This window comes from Novilysobacter viscosus, from assembly GCF_046600715.1.
Taxonomy (GTDB): Bacteria; Pseudomonadota; Gammaproteobacteria; order Xanthomonadales; family Xanthomonadaceae; genus Lysobacter_C; species Lysobacter_C viscosus.
In genome coordinates, this window is record NZ_JBJMAV010000001.1 from 186,274 (window position 1) to 200,865 (window position 14,592).

The 14,592-nt window shown below is 69.1% G+C and carries 12 protein-coding genes; all 12 read right to left on the reverse strand.

Annotated features, from left to right (window positions below; genetic code table 11):
* Positions 1 to 12: 12 nt before the first annotated feature.
* Positions 13 to 1,941 carry a pyridoxal phosphate-dependent decarboxylase family protein gene (locus ACJQWL_RS00830; protein ID WP_330968611.1) on the reverse strand — a complete coding sequence of 643 codons (1,929 nt, stop codon included), beginning with the start codon at positions 1,939 to 1,941 and terminating at the stop codon, positions 13 to 15.
* 64 nt (positions 1,942 to 2,005) lie between these two features.
* On the reverse strand, positions 2,006 to 2,407 hold the full coding sequence (locus ACJQWL_RS00835; protein ID WP_330968612.1) for a SirB2 family protein: 402 nt from the start codon (positions 2,405 to 2,407) through the stop codon (positions 2,006 to 2,008).
* A 31-nt stretch (positions 2,408 to 2,438) separates the two neighbouring features.
* Positions 2,439 to 3,719, reverse strand: a complete 1,281-nt coding sequence (locus tag ACJQWL_RS00840) for an NnrS family protein (RefSeq protein WP_330968613.1) — start codon at positions 3,717 to 3,719, stop codon at positions 2,439 to 2,441.
* A gap of 89 nt (positions 3,720 to 3,808) precedes the next feature.
* Positions 3,809 to 6,136 carry a nitric-oxide reductase large subunit gene (locus ACJQWL_RS00845; protein WP_330968614.1) on the reverse strand — a complete coding sequence of 776 codons (2,328 nt, stop codon included), beginning with the start codon at positions 6,134 to 6,136 and terminating at the stop codon, positions 3,809 to 3,811.
* Between the two features lie 232 nt (positions 6,137 to 6,368).
* The gene (locus tag ACJQWL_RS00850) at positions 6,369 to 7,121 is read right to left on the reverse strand and encodes a helix-turn-helix domain-containing protein (RefSeq protein ID WP_330968615.1); all 753 of its coding nucleotides are present in this window, start codon (positions 7,119 to 7,121) and stop codon (positions 6,369 to 6,371) included.
* Positions 7,122 to 7,140: 19 nt separating this feature from the next.
* Positions 7,141 to 8,538 carry an oxygen-independent coproporphyrinogen III oxidase gene (gene hemN, locus ACJQWL_RS00855; protein ID WP_330968616.1) on the reverse strand — a complete coding sequence of 466 codons (1,398 nt, stop codon included), beginning with the start codon at positions 8,536 to 8,538 and terminating at the stop codon, positions 7,141 to 7,143.
* A 72-nt stretch (positions 8,539 to 8,610) separates the two neighbouring features.
* Positions 8,611 to 9,204 carry a cysteine dioxygenase family protein gene (locus tag ACJQWL_RS00860; protein ID WP_330968617.1) on the reverse strand — a complete coding sequence of 198 codons (594 nt, stop codon included), beginning with the start codon at positions 9,202 to 9,204 and terminating at the stop codon, positions 8,611 to 8,613.
* Between the two features lie 82 nt (positions 9,205 to 9,286).
* The gene (gene metX / locus ACJQWL_RS00865) at positions 9,287 to 10,420 is read right to left on the reverse strand and encodes a homoserine O-acetyltransferase MetX (RefSeq protein ID WP_330968618.1); all 1,134 of its coding nucleotides are present in this window, start codon (positions 10,418 to 10,420) and stop codon (positions 9,287 to 9,289) included.
* Between the two features lie 121 nt (positions 10,421 to 10,541).
* Positions 10,542 to 11,555, reverse strand: a complete 1,014-nt coding sequence (locus ACJQWL_RS00870) for a tetratricopeptide repeat protein (RefSeq protein ID WP_411300668.1) — start codon at positions 11,553 to 11,555, stop codon at positions 10,542 to 10,544.
* Positions 11,555 to 11,986 (reverse strand): cytochrome c-type biogenesis protein, encoded by a 432-nt coding sequence (locus ACJQWL_RS00875; protein ID WP_411300712.1) that lies wholly within the window; start codon positions 11,984 to 11,986, stop codon positions 11,555 to 11,557. Before ACJQWL_RS00875 ends, ACJQWL_RS00870 begins: the two co-directional genes overlap by 1 nt.
* 47 nt (positions 11,987 to 12,033) lie before the next feature.
* Complete coding sequence (locus ACJQWL_RS00880; RefSeq protein WP_330967997.1) at positions 12,034 to 12,618, reverse strand: DsbE family thiol:disulfide interchange protein; 585 nt, start codon at positions 12,616 to 12,618, stop codon at positions 12,034 to 12,036.
* Positions 12,615 to 14,549, reverse strand: a complete 1,935-nt coding sequence (locus ACJQWL_RS00885) for a heme lyase CcmF/NrfE family subunit (RefSeq protein WP_330967996.1) — start codon at positions 14,547 to 14,549, stop codon at positions 12,615 to 12,617. Before ACJQWL_RS00885 ends, ACJQWL_RS00880 begins: the two co-directional genes overlap by 4 nt.
* Positions 14,550 to 14,592 lie beyond the last annotated feature (43 nt).

The window sequence follows — 14,592 nt, forward strand, 5'->3', positions numbered from 1 at the left end:
CAGGCGCGATGTTCACGCGCCGGTTTCCAGCAGGCTGCTGATCCGCCGGCCCAGGTAGGCCAGGTACATGTCGATGTAGCTGATGCCGTTGGCGTGGTCGACCAGGTAAGGGTTCATCAGCGTATGCCGCAGGATCACCAGCCGGTCGTTGTCATTGCCGCCGTCGGGGTCCAGGGTGCCGGGGTCGAGCCCGATCGAGCCCAGGATCCGCCGCATCTCGACGTCGCCCACCGCCTCGGGTCGCAGCGTGGTCATTGATCCGAAGAACTGCTTGAGCTGGAGCGGCTGGCGCGGGTCGCAACGCAGCTCGTCGTGGATCCTGCGCACGAACGCATTGGCCACCGACAGGTCGGCATTGCCCGCCGGGTTGATCGCCAGGCAGACCAGGTTGCTGTCGGGCGCGAAGGGCACGGCCACCCGTGCCACGCCCTCCAGCTCGCGGGCCAGCCCCAGTGCCGCTTCGTGCAGCGCCTCGGCCGCGAGCACGGTCTGCCGCGGCAGGTGTCCGAAGTTGAGGTGGTCCAGCGGCAGCACCTTGTGGGTGACATAGACCGCGGCCGCCGCCGCGCCGGACTTGGAGCCTTCGGGTACGAACTGGCCGAGCTGGCGATAGCGGGTGAGGTAGTTCCGGGCCGGATCCGGGTCGGCCGGGCCTTCGCGGAACACATAGTCCGCCGCTTCCGACAGCAGCGCGGTGGCGCGATGGTCACGGCAGATGAAGGCGCCGGCCCCGTAGGGCAGGTAGCCCAGTTTGTGCGGATCGACGGTGACCGAATCGGTCCGCCCCAGTGCGGCGAACGCGGCGTGTACCTCGGGCAACGGGAAGCGTGCGAAGTCCTCGCGCACCTCGTCGAGACCACGCAGGCTGCCATCGGGATTGCGGAACAGCGTGGCGAGATAACCACCCCATGCACCGTCCACGTGCACGCTGAAGCCCAGGCCCATACGCAGCGCGCGTTCCCGGGCGTCTACCACCGCGTCGACGGGATCGACCGTGCCGTACTCGGTGGTGCCCAGCACGGCTACCGCCAGCAGCACCGGCTGGCGCTCGCGCTCGCATCGCTGCAGCGTCGATTCGAGTGCGTCCGCATCCAGGCGCATGCCGCGCTCGGGCAACAGTTCGAGCTGGTCGCGACCGAGCCCGAGCAGCTTCAATCCCTTGCTCCAGGAATAGTGCGCAGTGATCGGTGCCAGCACCTTCGGCACCCGCAGGTCCGGGTGGCGGGCGAAGAACCCGACCATGCCGAGGTGTTCCAGCCGCTCGGCCTGCACCGCCTCCCGCCAGCGCCTGCGGTCGCGGGGCGACTGCGCGGCGAGCCAGTCCTGCCACTGCACCACCAGCCCGGTACCGGCATCGGGGCCGGTGTTGAACACGGACCAGTCATCGCCGGGAAGCTCGATGTCCGGTACGCCTGCCGCCCGCAACGCGACCGGGAACGCCTTCAGCGCGAGCGCCAGCCGCAGTGCCTGGTAGTTGGCGACGGTACCGCCGGAGGTGAGGTGTCCGAAGGCGCAGTCGGGCTGCGCGGGATCGTTCGGGTAGCCCAGCATGCGCGCCAGTTGCAGGCCGACCTGGACTTCCAGGTCGATCGTGACGGGCGCGGCATCTTCGCTGACGTTGTTGGGGTTGTAGGGCAGGGTGAGGATCTGTGCGGCCAGCCCGGGCAGCAACAGGTCGGACGCCATGTGGCCGATGTAGCGGGGGCTGTGGAACGGCACCGACCTCTTGAGCGAGGCCGACAGCTGGTGGAGCTCGCGCCGAAGCCGGGCCTCGAAGGCCTGGTACCCGGGCTGTTGCGCGGCGTGGGTCGGGATCGCCGGCGGATCCTCGGGATGGAAGTTGCGGCGCCAGTAGACGTGGTCGCGCAGGAACTCCACCACCAGCTTCTCCAGCATGGTGTCGTTCTCGCCGTACGGGCCGAGGAACAGGGCGTCCAGCATGCCCCGGTCAGGGTCGCTCCCGGCGCGGCTCGTCGATGGGGGCAGCGGGCCGGACATCGCGACGTCAGCCGAGCAGGCCATGCCCGAACCCCAGCGGATGGTGGGCCCTGGCGATGCTGTAGACCATGCCGAAGGTGGCCAGGGCGGCGACGTAGAAGCCGGCGCGCGCCCCGCGGGTGCGGCCACGGCGAAGTGCGAGCACGCCGAAGACCACGTACACCACCAGCAGCACCAGCTTGGCGGCGAGCCAGCCATTGGAGAACAGCGCGCCGGGCAGGATCGTCAGCAGCATCAGTGCCGCGGTGAGCAGGGTGGTGTCGATGCCGTAACTGGTCCAGCGCACGGCGGTCCACTGGGGCCAACGCATGCCTGCCAGCGAGGCGCCGCCGCGCAACGCGAACAGCAGGCCGCTGGCCACCGCCATCATGATGTGGACGTGCTTGATCTGCGGGTAGAACTCGATCACGGGAAGCTTCCTTGGAGTACGGGCCGAGCGGTCAGCCGGGACGGCCGTCGATGCGGGGGGTCAGGTAGATGGCGCCGATGCGCACCACCCAGGGGGCGAACGCCAGCAGCCAGCCGACTGCGGCCGCCGCCTGCCACGCCATGCCGTCGGGCGCGGCTTCGGCCACCACGCGCGTCACCGCGACCAGCTGGATGGCCACGAAGGCGAACCAGGCGGTCGGCGACATTTCCAGCGCGCGGCCGGAGTGGCCCTGGGTGACACGGGTCACCATCGCCACCAGCACGCTGCCGAAGAAGCCGATGAACAATGCATGCGCGGGGCCACGGCCCAGCCAGTACACGCCGGTCAACTCGTAGGCGATGCTCTGGCCGACATAGAGCGCGAACGCCAGCGGAAGCCAGGCCATGCCGACGAACAGCACCGCCAGGATCCCCGGCTTGGGACCACGCGGCCACCAGCGCCACAGCATCAGTCCGGTCAGGCCCAGCAGCGGCAGGTCGACCACCCACAGCCAGCCGTAGGCGTGGAAGAGTTCAAGCACCAAATGGGCCAGCGACAGGGGCCAGAACGCACCGAGCAGCCACATCGGCCGCCACGCCGTGTATCCGGGCACCACGCGGCCGGCAAAGAACGGGAACATGCGGTGTGCCACGGTCATGTAGACCGGGAGAAGCAACCCGAACGTGCCCATCTTGATGCTGGCGAACGCCCACAGCGGGGATGCCCCCAGCACGAACGCGGTCCATGCGAGGACACCGCAGAAGCCGAGCACCAGCGCGCCGAAGCATGAGCGCGCATGCCAGGTCACGCCCTGTTCGCGCCACAGCACCGGCGCAAGCGTGAGCAGGCCTGCCAGCCAGCCGGCCATGGTCATCAGCAGGCCCACGGTGATGCCGGCGTCCCAGCCGATCGCACCCAGCAGCGTCGCCAGTTGTCCGCCGAACAGACCAAGCCCGACGGGCACGTAGCGCCAGCGGTCGAAGTCCGGCTGGCCGGTCCATTTCGGGAAGGTGGTGAGCAGGAAGCCGAAGAAGAAGCTGGGCAGCATCTGGTATTGCATGACGAACGCATGCAGCCAGCCCGCGGGCTGCGCAGGTTGCGGCAGCGCCATGCCCGGCCAGCGTGCCGATGCGAGCCATGCGGCCCACCACGCCATGGCCAGCAACAGGTTGGTGGCGCCGATGAAGAACATCAGGCGGTGTGGAGCCTGGCCAAGCACGGCGGGCGAAATCTTCCGGGACGGCGGGGACGTGGTGTTCTGCATGTCGACAGGATGAAGGTTGGTGGCGTGCAGGTCATTGATTTGGATCACGGGTGCCACGGATGACCGGGGTCGGCGGCGCGGCCGGCCCCAAGAAAAAGGGCGGCCACGTGGCCGCCCTTTTCCTGTCCAACATCCGGTCAGCCGGACTGGATCTCCGACCCGTGCTCCCCGGGCTCCTCCAGCTTCGGCTTCACCCAGAGGCGCAGCACGAAGTAGATCAGGGCCAGGGCGCCGATGCTGAAGATCGTGTCGCCGGGCACCCGCATCCACACCAGCAGGTCGACGATGGGCTTCTGCATGAACTCCGCCGAGCGGGCATACCAGTAGCCATGCTCGATCGCCGCCAGCAGCTGCATCGTGCCCAGCGGCAGCAGCGTGAGCACCGCCATCAGTGCCAGGCCGATGTTGAGCGACCAGAAGCTGATGCGCAGCGCCTTCTCGTTCCACACCTGGTTGGGTCGCAGGCCGCGCATGCAGAACAGCACCAGCGCGATGCCGAGCATGCCGTACACCCCGAACAGCGCGGTGTGGCCGTGCAGCGGCGTCAGGTTGAGGCCCTGCATGTAGTAAAGCGAGAGCGGCGGGTTGATGAGGAAGCCGAACAGGCCCGCACCCACCAGGTTCCAGAACGACACCGACAGGAAGAAGAAGATCGGCCAGCGGTAGCGTTGCATCCACGGCGTGGCCTTGCCAAGCCTGTAGGTGTGGTACGCCTCGAAGCCGATGTAGGCCAGCGGCACCACTTCCAGGGCACTGAAGCTCGCGCCCAGCGCAATCACCGCGGTCGGGCTGCCGACGAAGTACAGGTGGTGCAGGGTGCCCAGCACGCCGCCGGTCATGAACACGATGGTGGCGAACAGCACCGCCACCGACGCGGTCGACGCGCGCAGCAGGCCCAGCTTGGTGAAGATCAGTGCCATCACCGCGGTGGCGAACACTTCGAAGAAGCCTTCCACCCACAGGTGCACCAGCCACCAGCGCCAGTACTCGACGATCGAGATGTGGGTGTGTTCGCGCCACATCAGGCCGGCGGCGAAGAACACGCCGATGGCGACCGTGGACAGGAACAGCAGCCCGACGATGGATTTGGTGTCGGTCTTCGGACCGGTCAGCACCGGCCACAACGCACGGCCCACCATCGTCAGCCACAGCAACAGGCCGATGAACAGGAACCACTGCCAGAAGCGGCCGATGTCGGCGTACTCCCAGCCCTGGTGGCCGAACCAGAAGTTGTTGGCGATGCCGAGCTTCTGCATCACCGCGAACCATTGCCCGGCGAACGCGCCGACGACGATGATCACGAGGCAGGCGAACAGGAAGTTGACGCCCAGCCGCTGGAAGCGCGGTTCATGGCCCGACAGCGCCGGTCCGATGTAAAGGCCCGTGCCCAGCCACGCAACCGCGATCCACAGCACCGCCAATTGCGTGTGCCAGGTGCGGGTGATCGAGTACGGCAGGATTTCCGAAAGCTGGAACCCGTAGGCTTGCTGGCCTTCGATCTGGTAATGCGCGGTCATCGCGCCGAACAGGATCTGCACCAGGAACAATGCCAGCACCAGCCAGAAATACTTGGCCGTGGCCCGCATCGAGGGCGTGACCTTGAGTGCGGCCAGGGGATCCCGGTCGGGGATGCGGTGGCCGTCGTCATGGCCGTGGGTCACGGCATGGTGCCAACCCAGCAGCGCGATACCGGCGATCAGGAACAGCACGCTGAAGGCCGACCACACCCACGTGCTCGGCGGCGGCGTGTTGCCGACCAGCGGCTCGCCGGGCCAGTTGTTGGTGTAGGTGACGCGCTTCTCGGCGATGCCCGGACGGTCCGGTGCCACCGTCTCCGACACGCCTACGTGGCGCTCGGTCGTCGCCGCCCATGCGGTCCACCAGAAGAACGAGGCCAGTGCACGGCGATGCTCGGCATCGGGCACCGTGTTGTTCTTCATCGCGTAGGCTTCGCGCAGCTCCGCGGTGGCCGGGTCGTTGCCGAACAGGCTCTCGTAATGCGCCGACACGTTGGACATCGCCACCACCCGGTCCATGTCCAGGGTGATCGTGCCGGTCGCCGGGTCGTAGGTGTTCTCGCGCATCATTTCCTGCAGGCGGCCCTGCAGGGAAGCGCGGTCACCGGCCGGAAGCTGCTCGTATGTCGCCATGCCGCCATCGGCACGCGCCCACATGTTGAGGATCTCGATGGCCTCGCGGTGCAGCCAGTCCGCGCTCCAGTCCGGGGCGACGTAGGCGCCGTGGCCCCAGATGGAACCCAACTGCATGCCGCCGGTGGTCTGCCAGACCTGGCGACCCCGCTCCATGTCGGCACGCGTGTAGATGACGGTGCCGTCCTGGGCCACCACCTGCTCCGGCATCGGAGGCTTGTACCGGTTGATTTCGCCGCCGGACCACAGCAGCACGCTGAACGATGCAATGAGCAGGACGGCAAGTCCTATCCAAAGCCTTCTTGTATTCCCCATCGAGGCATCTCCGTGAATGGCTGCATCATGCTCGCGGTTGGCGCGGTCAACCGCGTTGACTCAGGTCAAGTTTCGTCAGGACGATTCTGCCAACCAGGCCCGCGCTGTCAGGAACCGGGCCCCAGCGCCACGTGCAGCCGTGTGCATCGCAGCGCAGCGCGGCGCTGCGCGGACCATGGTCGGCCGTGTCCCGGGAGCGGGAAAGTGACTTCCGCGTTGTTACGGCCGGCGCTCAGGCGCGCAGGACGGGCTCGGCGAGTTCTTCGAGCTTCGGGCGGTCCAGCAGCTCAAGTTCGCGCCGATCCACGACCAGCAGGCCGTCCTTCTGGAAGCGGCGCAGCACCCGGCTGACGGTTTCCGGCGCCAATCGGAGGTAGTTGGCGATGTCGGTGCGCGCCATGGTCAGCTGGAAGCGGTTGGGCGAAAACCCGCGCGCGGCGAGCCGGCGTGCCATGCCGACCAGGAACGCGGCCATGCGCTGGTCGGCCGTCCAGTCGCCGGCCAGCAGCGCTGCCCTGCCGATGTCGCGGCTCAACAGCCGGAACAGGTGCTTCTGCAGCCCCGGCAACCGGGATGCAAGCACCGCGATCTTGGGGAACGAGAACCGGCACAGCATCGCCGTGTCCAACGCCACCGCGTTGCAGGGGTAGGTCTCGCCGTCGATCGCATCCAGCCCGATCACTTCACCGGGCAGGTAGAAGCCCAGCACGTGTTCCCGGCCGTCGCGGTCGATCACGTAGGTCTTGACGGTGCCGGCGCGGACCGCGGCGATCGCCTCGAAGGGATCACCCACCCGGAAGATGTGGTCGCCGGCATGGAACGGGCCGACGTGCTCGACCAGCACGTGCAGGTCCATCAGCGAGCGCTTGTCCATGCCCTCGGCCATGCAGGCCTGGGAAAACGCGCAGGTCGAGCAGAACGAGAACTCGTCGCCGTCGTCGGAGAGCGTGCGCTCGTCCTGGCGGGGAAACGCGGTCGGCTTCACGCGCGCCCCCGGGGCGATGTCAGATCGCTCGGGAGAAGCGGGGCGCGGCCGGGACGGGGGACGGGTCGAGGTATCGGTCGAAGCACATCGCTATGTTACGCAGCAACAGCCGTCCGCGCGAGGTGGCGACGATCCTGCGCTCCTCGACCCGGACCAGCCCGTCCTCCATGAGCGGGTGGAGCCGGTCCAGCGCGTCGGCGAAGTACTCGCCGAAATTGATCAGGTAGCGGCGTTCCAGCGCGTCGATGGGGATCTGGCCCTGGCACATCAGGCTCTGGATCAGGTCGGCGCGCAGCTGGTCGTCCTCGCTCAGTCGCATGCCGCGGAAGACCGGCAGGCGGCCCTCGTCAAGCGCGATCTGCCAGCTGGGCAGGTCGCGCGGGTTCTGGCTGAAGCTGTCGCCGATATGGCTGATCGCGCTCACCCCGAGCCCGATCAGGTCGGTGTCGGCGTGGGTGGTATAGCCCATGAAATTGCGGTGCAGTCCGCCGCGCGCCTGCGCTGTGGCGAGGTCGTCGTCCGGCAGCGCGAAGTGGTCCATGCCGATGTAGGAATAGCCCGCGCCGGTGAGCTTCTCGATGGCCAGTTGCAACAGCGCCAGTTTTACTTCCGGTGCCGGCAGGTCAGCTTCCCCTATCTGGCGCTGCGGCTTGAACATGGCCGGCAGGTGGGCGTAGCTGTACACCGCCAGCCGGTCCGGGCGGGCCTGGACCACGGTATCCAGCGTGCGCGAGAACCCTTCGAGGTTCTGCTTGGGCAGGCCGTAGATCAGGTCGACATTGACCGATCGGAAGCCATGCTCGCGGCAGGCATCGATGATCGCCACCGTCTCCTCGACGCTCTGGATGCGGTTGACCGCCTGCTGCACCACCGGGTCGAAATCCTGCACGCCAAGGCTGGCGCGATTGAAGCCGATGGCGGCCAGTTCACCCACCTCGGCCGGCGTGATGAAGCGCGGATCCAGCTCGATCGACAGGTCGCGGTCGCGCGACTCGGAGAAGTGGAACTGGCTGCGCAGGGTTTCCACCACCTCGCCCAGCTGGGCCGGCGAGAGGAAGTTGGGCGTGCCGCCGCCGAAATGGAGCTGGATCACCTCGCGGTCGCGGTCGAACAGCTCGGCCATCATCGCGATCTCGCGGTACAGGCGGACCAGGTAGGTTTCGCCCCGCGCCAGGTCACGGGTGATGATCCGGTTGCAGCCGCAGTAGAAGCACGGGCTCATGCAGAACGGCACGTGCACGTACAGCGAGAGCCGGCGCGGAATGGGGTCGCCATTGCTGGCGGCTACCGTATCGCGCAATTCACGCTCCCCGAAGCCGGCGTGGAACTGCGGCGCGGTGGGGTAGGAGGTGTAGCGCGGACCGGGCCGGTCATAGCGACGGAGCAGGCCGGGGTCGAATTGGGCGGTAGCGATCATGCGTGCAGGCTATGGCGCTGCCTGCGCGGGTGCCTTGATCTCGGTCAAACCCCGCCGTCAGGCGGGCAAGGCTCAGGCTGCCTGGTCGCTGGGCAGCGACTTGTCGAGACGGGCATACCACTCGCCGCCGTCGGGGACGAACATCGAACAGGCCTGCATCGGCCCCTTGTAGATGTGCACCGAGACCGCCACCGCGTCCTGGCGGGTGTTGCGGATGGTGTGGTACTCGTGCGGCGGGATCAGGCTGCCGGCGCTGCCGGGCCCGGCGACCATGCCGCCGGCGGCGCGGAAGCGGAAACGCTCCCCATCACGCTCCAGCAGTTCGTACTGGGTGATCTCGAGTTCCCCGTCCCACACCCCTTCAACGCACCACAGGCCGCAGTGGTCGTGGACGGGGGTGCCCTGGCCCGGGCCCCAGGTCATCGCCACGACGCTATAGCCCAGTTCGGGGCTGCGGTAGATCTCGCGGCGTGCGTAGTGGTCCTCGAGCGGGTCGTACACGCACGCCGGCAGGCGGACGTCGCGGTCGCGGATCATCCGGCACAGGGTGTTGCGCAGCGCGGAGGTGATGGCGTGCTGGTCGCCCGCGGAGACGGCCAGGTCGAGCGCGTGGACCAGCTTGTCGTGGCCGGGGAAGTCGATGTCGGGCAGGGCGGCGGCGTTCATGCGGCTGATTTTACGCCGGTGCGGTCCCCGCTGCCGGCCGTGGGTGTCCAGAGCGTCCGCCGCACCCGTTTCGCCACCTCGGCTACAGCGATTCCAGGAAGTCGCGCACCGCCGGCCCGAACCGGGCGATGTCGACCAGGAACGCGTCGTGCCCCTGTGGCGACTCCAGCGGCAGGAACCGGGCGTCGGCCCCGCCATCGCGCAGGCCGTCGGCAATCTCCTGCTGTTGTTGCAGCGGAAACAGGATGTCCGTGTGCACGCCGATCGCCAGGGCTTTCTCGATGCCGATCTTCGCCAGCCCGGCCCGCGTCTGGCCTTCGCTGGGTCCACCGCGGCGCTCGCAGTAGTCGCCCACGTCGAACCAGTCCATCGAGCGGCTCAGGTAGAGGTAGCAGTTGGGGTCGAAGCGGCGTACGAACCGCCGCGCATGGGCTTCAAGGTAGCTCTCGACCTCGAACTCCAGCCCGAACGGGTCGTCGTCGGCGCGGTCCGAGTCCAGGCGGACGCGGCCGAAGCGGCCGTCCCACTCCAGCGCCGAACGGTAGGTAATCACGCCCAGCTTGCGCGCCATCCGCATGCCCGATTCGGGATAGTGGTCGTCGTCGTAGTCGCCGCCGTTCCACAGCGGGTCCAGGCGGATCGCTTCGCGTTGCAGCGAGCGGATGGCAATGGAGAAGGGCAACGCGCGCGCGGCGCCGGAGATGTTGACGTGGCTGCGGGCGATGCCCGGGTGCCGCACGAGCAGGGCTAGTGCGGTCATGCCGCCCATCGAGTTGCCGATGACGCAGGCGAGGCGGTCGATGCCCAGTTCGCGAAGCACGTGCAGCGCGGCTTCGGCGCCGTCCTCGATCGAGAGTTCGGGGAAAGCCAGCCGATAGGGCGTCCCGGTGCGCGGGTCGATGGATGCCGGGCCGGTCGACCCCTTGCAGCTGCCAAGCGAATTGACGCACACCACGAACCAGCGGTCGCTGTCGATCGGCTTGCCCGGGCCCAGCATCTCCTCCCACCAGCCCGGCTCGGGATTGGCCCGGTTGGCGGCGGCATGCGCGTCCGGCGACAGGCCGGTCAGAACCAGCACCGCGTTGTCGCGGGCGGCATTGAGCGTGCCCCAGGTTTCGTACGCCACCCGCGCGCCGTGCAGTGCGTCGCCGCGCCGCATCGGGAACGGATCGGGCAGGGCGATGAAGCGGGTGCCGGGGGGAATGAATTCGGTCATGCCGGAGCGGGTCCTTTCGTGCGGCGGGGCGGGTAGAGCCCCGTGCATTGTGCAGGCAAGCCGCCCCCCGGTCCCGGTGCACGCGGCACCGCCGCGCGGCAAGGCTGCCGGGTGCGTCCGATCAGCGCACCACCTGGTCGATCAGCAGCGCGGCACGGGCATCGGTGCCGGGCCGGGCGCGCACGGGGACGGAGGTGAAGTCGCCCGGTCGCGGGGTGGCGTCGCCGCTGGCCGAGATACGTGCCACCAGTTCCACCGTGTCGAGCTCGGACAGCTTGAGGGTCGGCATCAGGCTGTCGCGGTCGTCCAGCGTCACCACGGTGGGCAGCGCGGATACCGGCAGGCGCTCGACGGCGACGGGCATGGGCGAGCCGTCGGGCTGGCGGGCGATCACGAAGACCGTCGCGCCTTCCGGCAGGCGCATCACCAGTTGGGGATCCAGCGACACGCTGACGGTGACCCCCGGTCCGGGCGCCTGCCCGGGTACCGGCGTGGCCGCTGCCGGGAGCGGCGGCAGGCCGGCCTGGGCGCGGGCAAGGTCGATCTGCTCGCGCAACGGCCCGGCGGTGCTGGCATCGACCGCGCCCAGCAGCGGCGACCACGTGGCCGCGGCCTGCGCGTGCTGGCCGCGCTGGCGCTGGGCGATGCCGAGGAACCAGCGGCTGCGCTGGTGCATGGGTTGCACCTGCAGCGCTCGCTGCAGCATGTCCACGGCGGCGTCGTCGAAGCGGCGGTCCGGCTGCGCCAGGGCCCTGGATTCGGCGGCTTCGGCCAGCAGGTCGGCGTCATCCGGTGCCAGTTCCACCGCCTTGCTGAAGGCGTCGCGCGCATCGACCATGCGTGCCTCGGCCGCGTAGGCCCGCGCCAGCAGGCGCCAACCTTCCGGCTGGCGGGGATCTCGCTCGAGCGCGGCCTCCAGCCCGGCGATGGCTTCCGGCAGCGTCTCGGGCGGGCGGCGGTTGGCGGGATCCAGCGCGTCGGGATTGCCGACCGCCAGGTACAGCGCCCCGGCCAGGACCGCCATCGTCGCCACCGCAACCGCGCCGGGCACGGGTGCCTGTCGCCACAGCGGCGTGGTCGCCCACGCCAGCGCGGCCAGCGCCAGCACGACGGCCAGGATCACGAAGGTGGCCATCACCATTCCTGTCCCTCGTCTTCGGGTACCGGACGCGCGCCGCGCCTGCGTACCGCCACCGCCACGGCTGCGCCGCCCGCCAGCAGAACCAGCAGGGGCGCGATCCACAACAGCCACGTATTGGCCTGGAATGCGGGCCGGTACAGCACGAACTCGCCGTAACGCGCCACCAGGAAGTCCTTGATTTCGTCGTCGCTGCGCCCCGACTGCATCAGTTCGAGCACTTCGCGCCGCAGGTCGTGTGCGATCTGCGCGTCGGAGTCGGCCAGCGACTGGTTCTGGCACATCACGCAGCGAAGTTCGGCGACCAGCGCGTGGAAGCGGCGTTCCTCGACGGTGTCGGTGAACTGCAGGGGCGCCGGGTCGCTGCCGGCCTGCGCGCGCACTGGCAGCGGCGCCAGGACCACCGCCACCAGCACCCACAGCGCCAGCGTTGCCAGCAGCGCGACGCGAAGGCGGGCGATGGCGGGCGCGCCGGTCACAGCGCCTGCTCCGTGGGAATGCGCTCGACGGCCGCCAGCGCAGGCAACAGCTCCTCGCGGATGATGTCGTCGCTCACCGTACCCACGTACTTCCAGCGCACCACGCCGTTGGCGTCGACCAGGAAGGTCTCCGGCGCGCCGTAGATGCCCCAGTCGATGGCGGCCCGGCCTTCCAGGTCGACCAGCACCATCCAGTAGGGATTGCCGAACCGCTCGAGCCAGCGCAGCGCGTCGGCGGGCTCGTCCTTGAGGTTGTAGCCGATCACGCGCACGCGCTTGGTCTCGGCGAAACGCGTGAGCACCGGATGCTCGACGCGGCACTCGGGGCACCAGCTGCCCCACACGTTGAGCAGGTAGGGTGCGCCGCGCAGCTCCTGGCCGGTCACGGTGCGGGCCGGGTCGTGCAGCAGGGGCAGCGCGAAGTCCGGCGCAGGGCGGTCGATGAGGGCCGAAGGCAGCGCATCGCGGCCGGGGTCGCGGCTCATCCAGACGCCTGCGGCCAGCAGCACGCCCAGCGCGGCGACCACCACCAGGGGCAGCCAGCGCGCGAGCGAGGGGCGGGCAGCGCGGGGCTCGGTCATGGCGTGGGCTCTGGACGGGGGGTGATGGGCTTGCGGAAGCGGCGATCGGTGGCGGTGATGAACCCGCCCAGCATCATCAGCAGCGCGCCCGCCCAGATCCAGCGGACGTACGGCTTGACGTGCACCCGCAGTGCCCAGGCGCCGTCACCGAGGGGTTCGCCCAGGGCGACGTACAGGTCGCGGGTGACGCCCGGGACCAGCGCGGCCTCGGTCATGATCTGGCCACCGGCGACGTAGGCGCGCTTCTCCGGATGCATGACCGCGATGCGGGTCTCGCCGTCGAACACGGTGACGGTGCCGCGGTCGGCCAGGAAGTTCGGGCCCTGGTACGTGTCCACGCCATCGAAGCGGAAACGGTAGTCGCCCAGGGTGACCTGGTTACCCGGCGCCACCGCGACTTCACGCTGGCGGTTGAGCCCTTCGGTCAGCAGCGCGCCCACCAGGAATACCGCCACGCCCAGGTGCGCGAGCACCATGCCGACCATCTCCGGGGTGAAGCGGCCTTTGGCGCGCACACGCGTCCACACGAAGTGCAACGTGCCGCCCGCTACCCAGGCCGCGCCGAAGATGCCCGCGGCCACCTTCCACGGGCCCTGTGGTGCCAGGAAGAACGCCGCGGCGCCGGCGATCAGCGCCACCACGAACCAGGGCGCGAGCATCGCCACCAGCCGGGAGGGCTGCTCGCGTTGCCAGCGCGTGAGCGGGCCGAACGGCAGCAACAGCACCAGGGGGGCCATCAGCAGGATGAACATCAGCGCGAAATACGGCGGGCCCACCGAGATCTTGCCCAGTCCCAGCGCATCGGCCAGCAACGGGTAGAGCGTGCCGATCAGCACCATCGCGCAGGCCGTGGCCAGCAGCAGGTTGTTGGCCAGCAACAGGGTTTCCCGCGAGGCCGGTGCGAACGGCTTGCCGTCGTCCAGAGCGGTGGGCGCGCGCAAGGCGTAGAGCAACAGCGAGCCGCCGATGACCAGGCCCAGGAACACCAGGATGAACAGGCCGCGCGAGGGGTCGGCGGCGAAGCTGTGCACGCTGGTCAGCACCCCCGAACGCACCAGGAAGGCACCCAGCAGCGACAGCGAGAACGTGGCGATCGCCAACAGCAGGGTCCAGCTGCGGAACGAGCCGCGCTTTTCGGTGACGGCCTGGGAATGGATCAGCGCGGCGCCGGCCAGCCACGGCATGAAGCTGGCGTTCTCGACCGGGTCCCAGAACCACCAGCCGCCCCAGCCCAGCTCGTAGTACGCCCACCAGCTGCCCAGCATGATGCCCAGGGTCAGGAAGCCCCACGCGATGTTGGTCCACGGCCGCGTCCAGCGCAGCCAGCGCACGTCCACGCGTCCATCGAGCAGCGCGGCGATGGCGAAGGCGAACGACACCGCGAACCCCACGTAGCCGAAGTACAGCATCGGCGGGTGGATGATCATCCCCGGGTCCTGCAACAACGGGTTGAGGTCGCGACCCTCCACCGCTGCCGGCAACAGCCGCGCGAAGGGGTTGCTGGTGAAGATGAGGAACGCCAGGAAGCCGGTCGCCACGATGCCCATCACGCCCAGCACCCGGGCGATGACGGTGGCCGGGAGCGCACGCGAGAAGCGCGCGACCGCCGCGGTCCACAGCGCGATCACCAGCGTCCACAGCAGCAGCGAGCCTTCGTGCGAGCCCCAGACCGCGGTGATCCGGTAAAGCGTCGGTAGCAGGGTGTTGCTGTGCTGGGTGACGTAGCGGACCGAGAAATCCTGCGTGACGAAGGCGTGCGTCAGCAGGCCGTAGGCGACCGCGACCAGCGCCAGCTGCGCGTACGCCGCCGGCCGCGCCACCGCCATCCAGCCGGCCACGCCGCGGTGCGCGCCGGCCAGTGGCAGCACCGCCTGCAACAGGGCCACCAGCAGCGCCAGGACCAGTGCGACCTGGCCGAGTTCAGGAAGCATCGGCAGGGGACCCCTGGAGCGCGCCGCGCAAGCACCGCATGCG

Excerpts from the sequence above, each read along its gene's own strand:
- ACJQWL_RS00880 (WP_330967997.1), bottom strand. The coding sequence starts at position 12,618 with ATGACCGAGCCCCGCGCTGCCCGCCCCTCGCTCGCGCGCTGGCTGCCC.
- ACJQWL_RS00830 (WP_330968611.1), bottom strand. The coding sequence starts at position 1,941 with ATGCTGGACGCCCTGTTCCTCGGCCCGTACGGCGAGAACGACACCATG.
- ACJQWL_RS00845 (WP_330968614.1), bottom strand. The coding sequence starts at position 6,136 with ATGGGGAATACAAGAAGGCTTTGGATAGGACTTGCCGTCCTGCTCATT.
- hemN (WP_330968616.1), bottom strand. The coding sequence starts at position 8,538 with ATGATCGCTACCGCCCAATTCGACCCCGGCCTGCTCCGTCGCTATGAC.
- ACJQWL_RS00860 (WP_330968617.1), bottom strand. The coding sequence starts at position 9,204 with ATGAACGCCGCCGCCCTGCCCGACATCGACTTCCCCGGCCACGACAAG.
- metX (WP_330968618.1), bottom strand. The coding sequence starts at position 10,420 with ATGACCGAATTCATTCCCCCCGGCACCCGCTTCATCGCCCTGCCCGAT.
- ACJQWL_RS00870 (WP_411300668.1), bottom strand. The coding sequence starts at position 11,555 with ATGGCCACCTTCGTGATCCTGGCCGTCGTGCTGGCGCTGGCCGCGCTG.
- ACJQWL_RS00885 (WP_330967996.1), bottom strand. The coding sequence starts at position 14,549 with ATGCTTCCTGAACTCGGCCAGGTCGCACTGGTCCTGGCGCTGCTGGTG.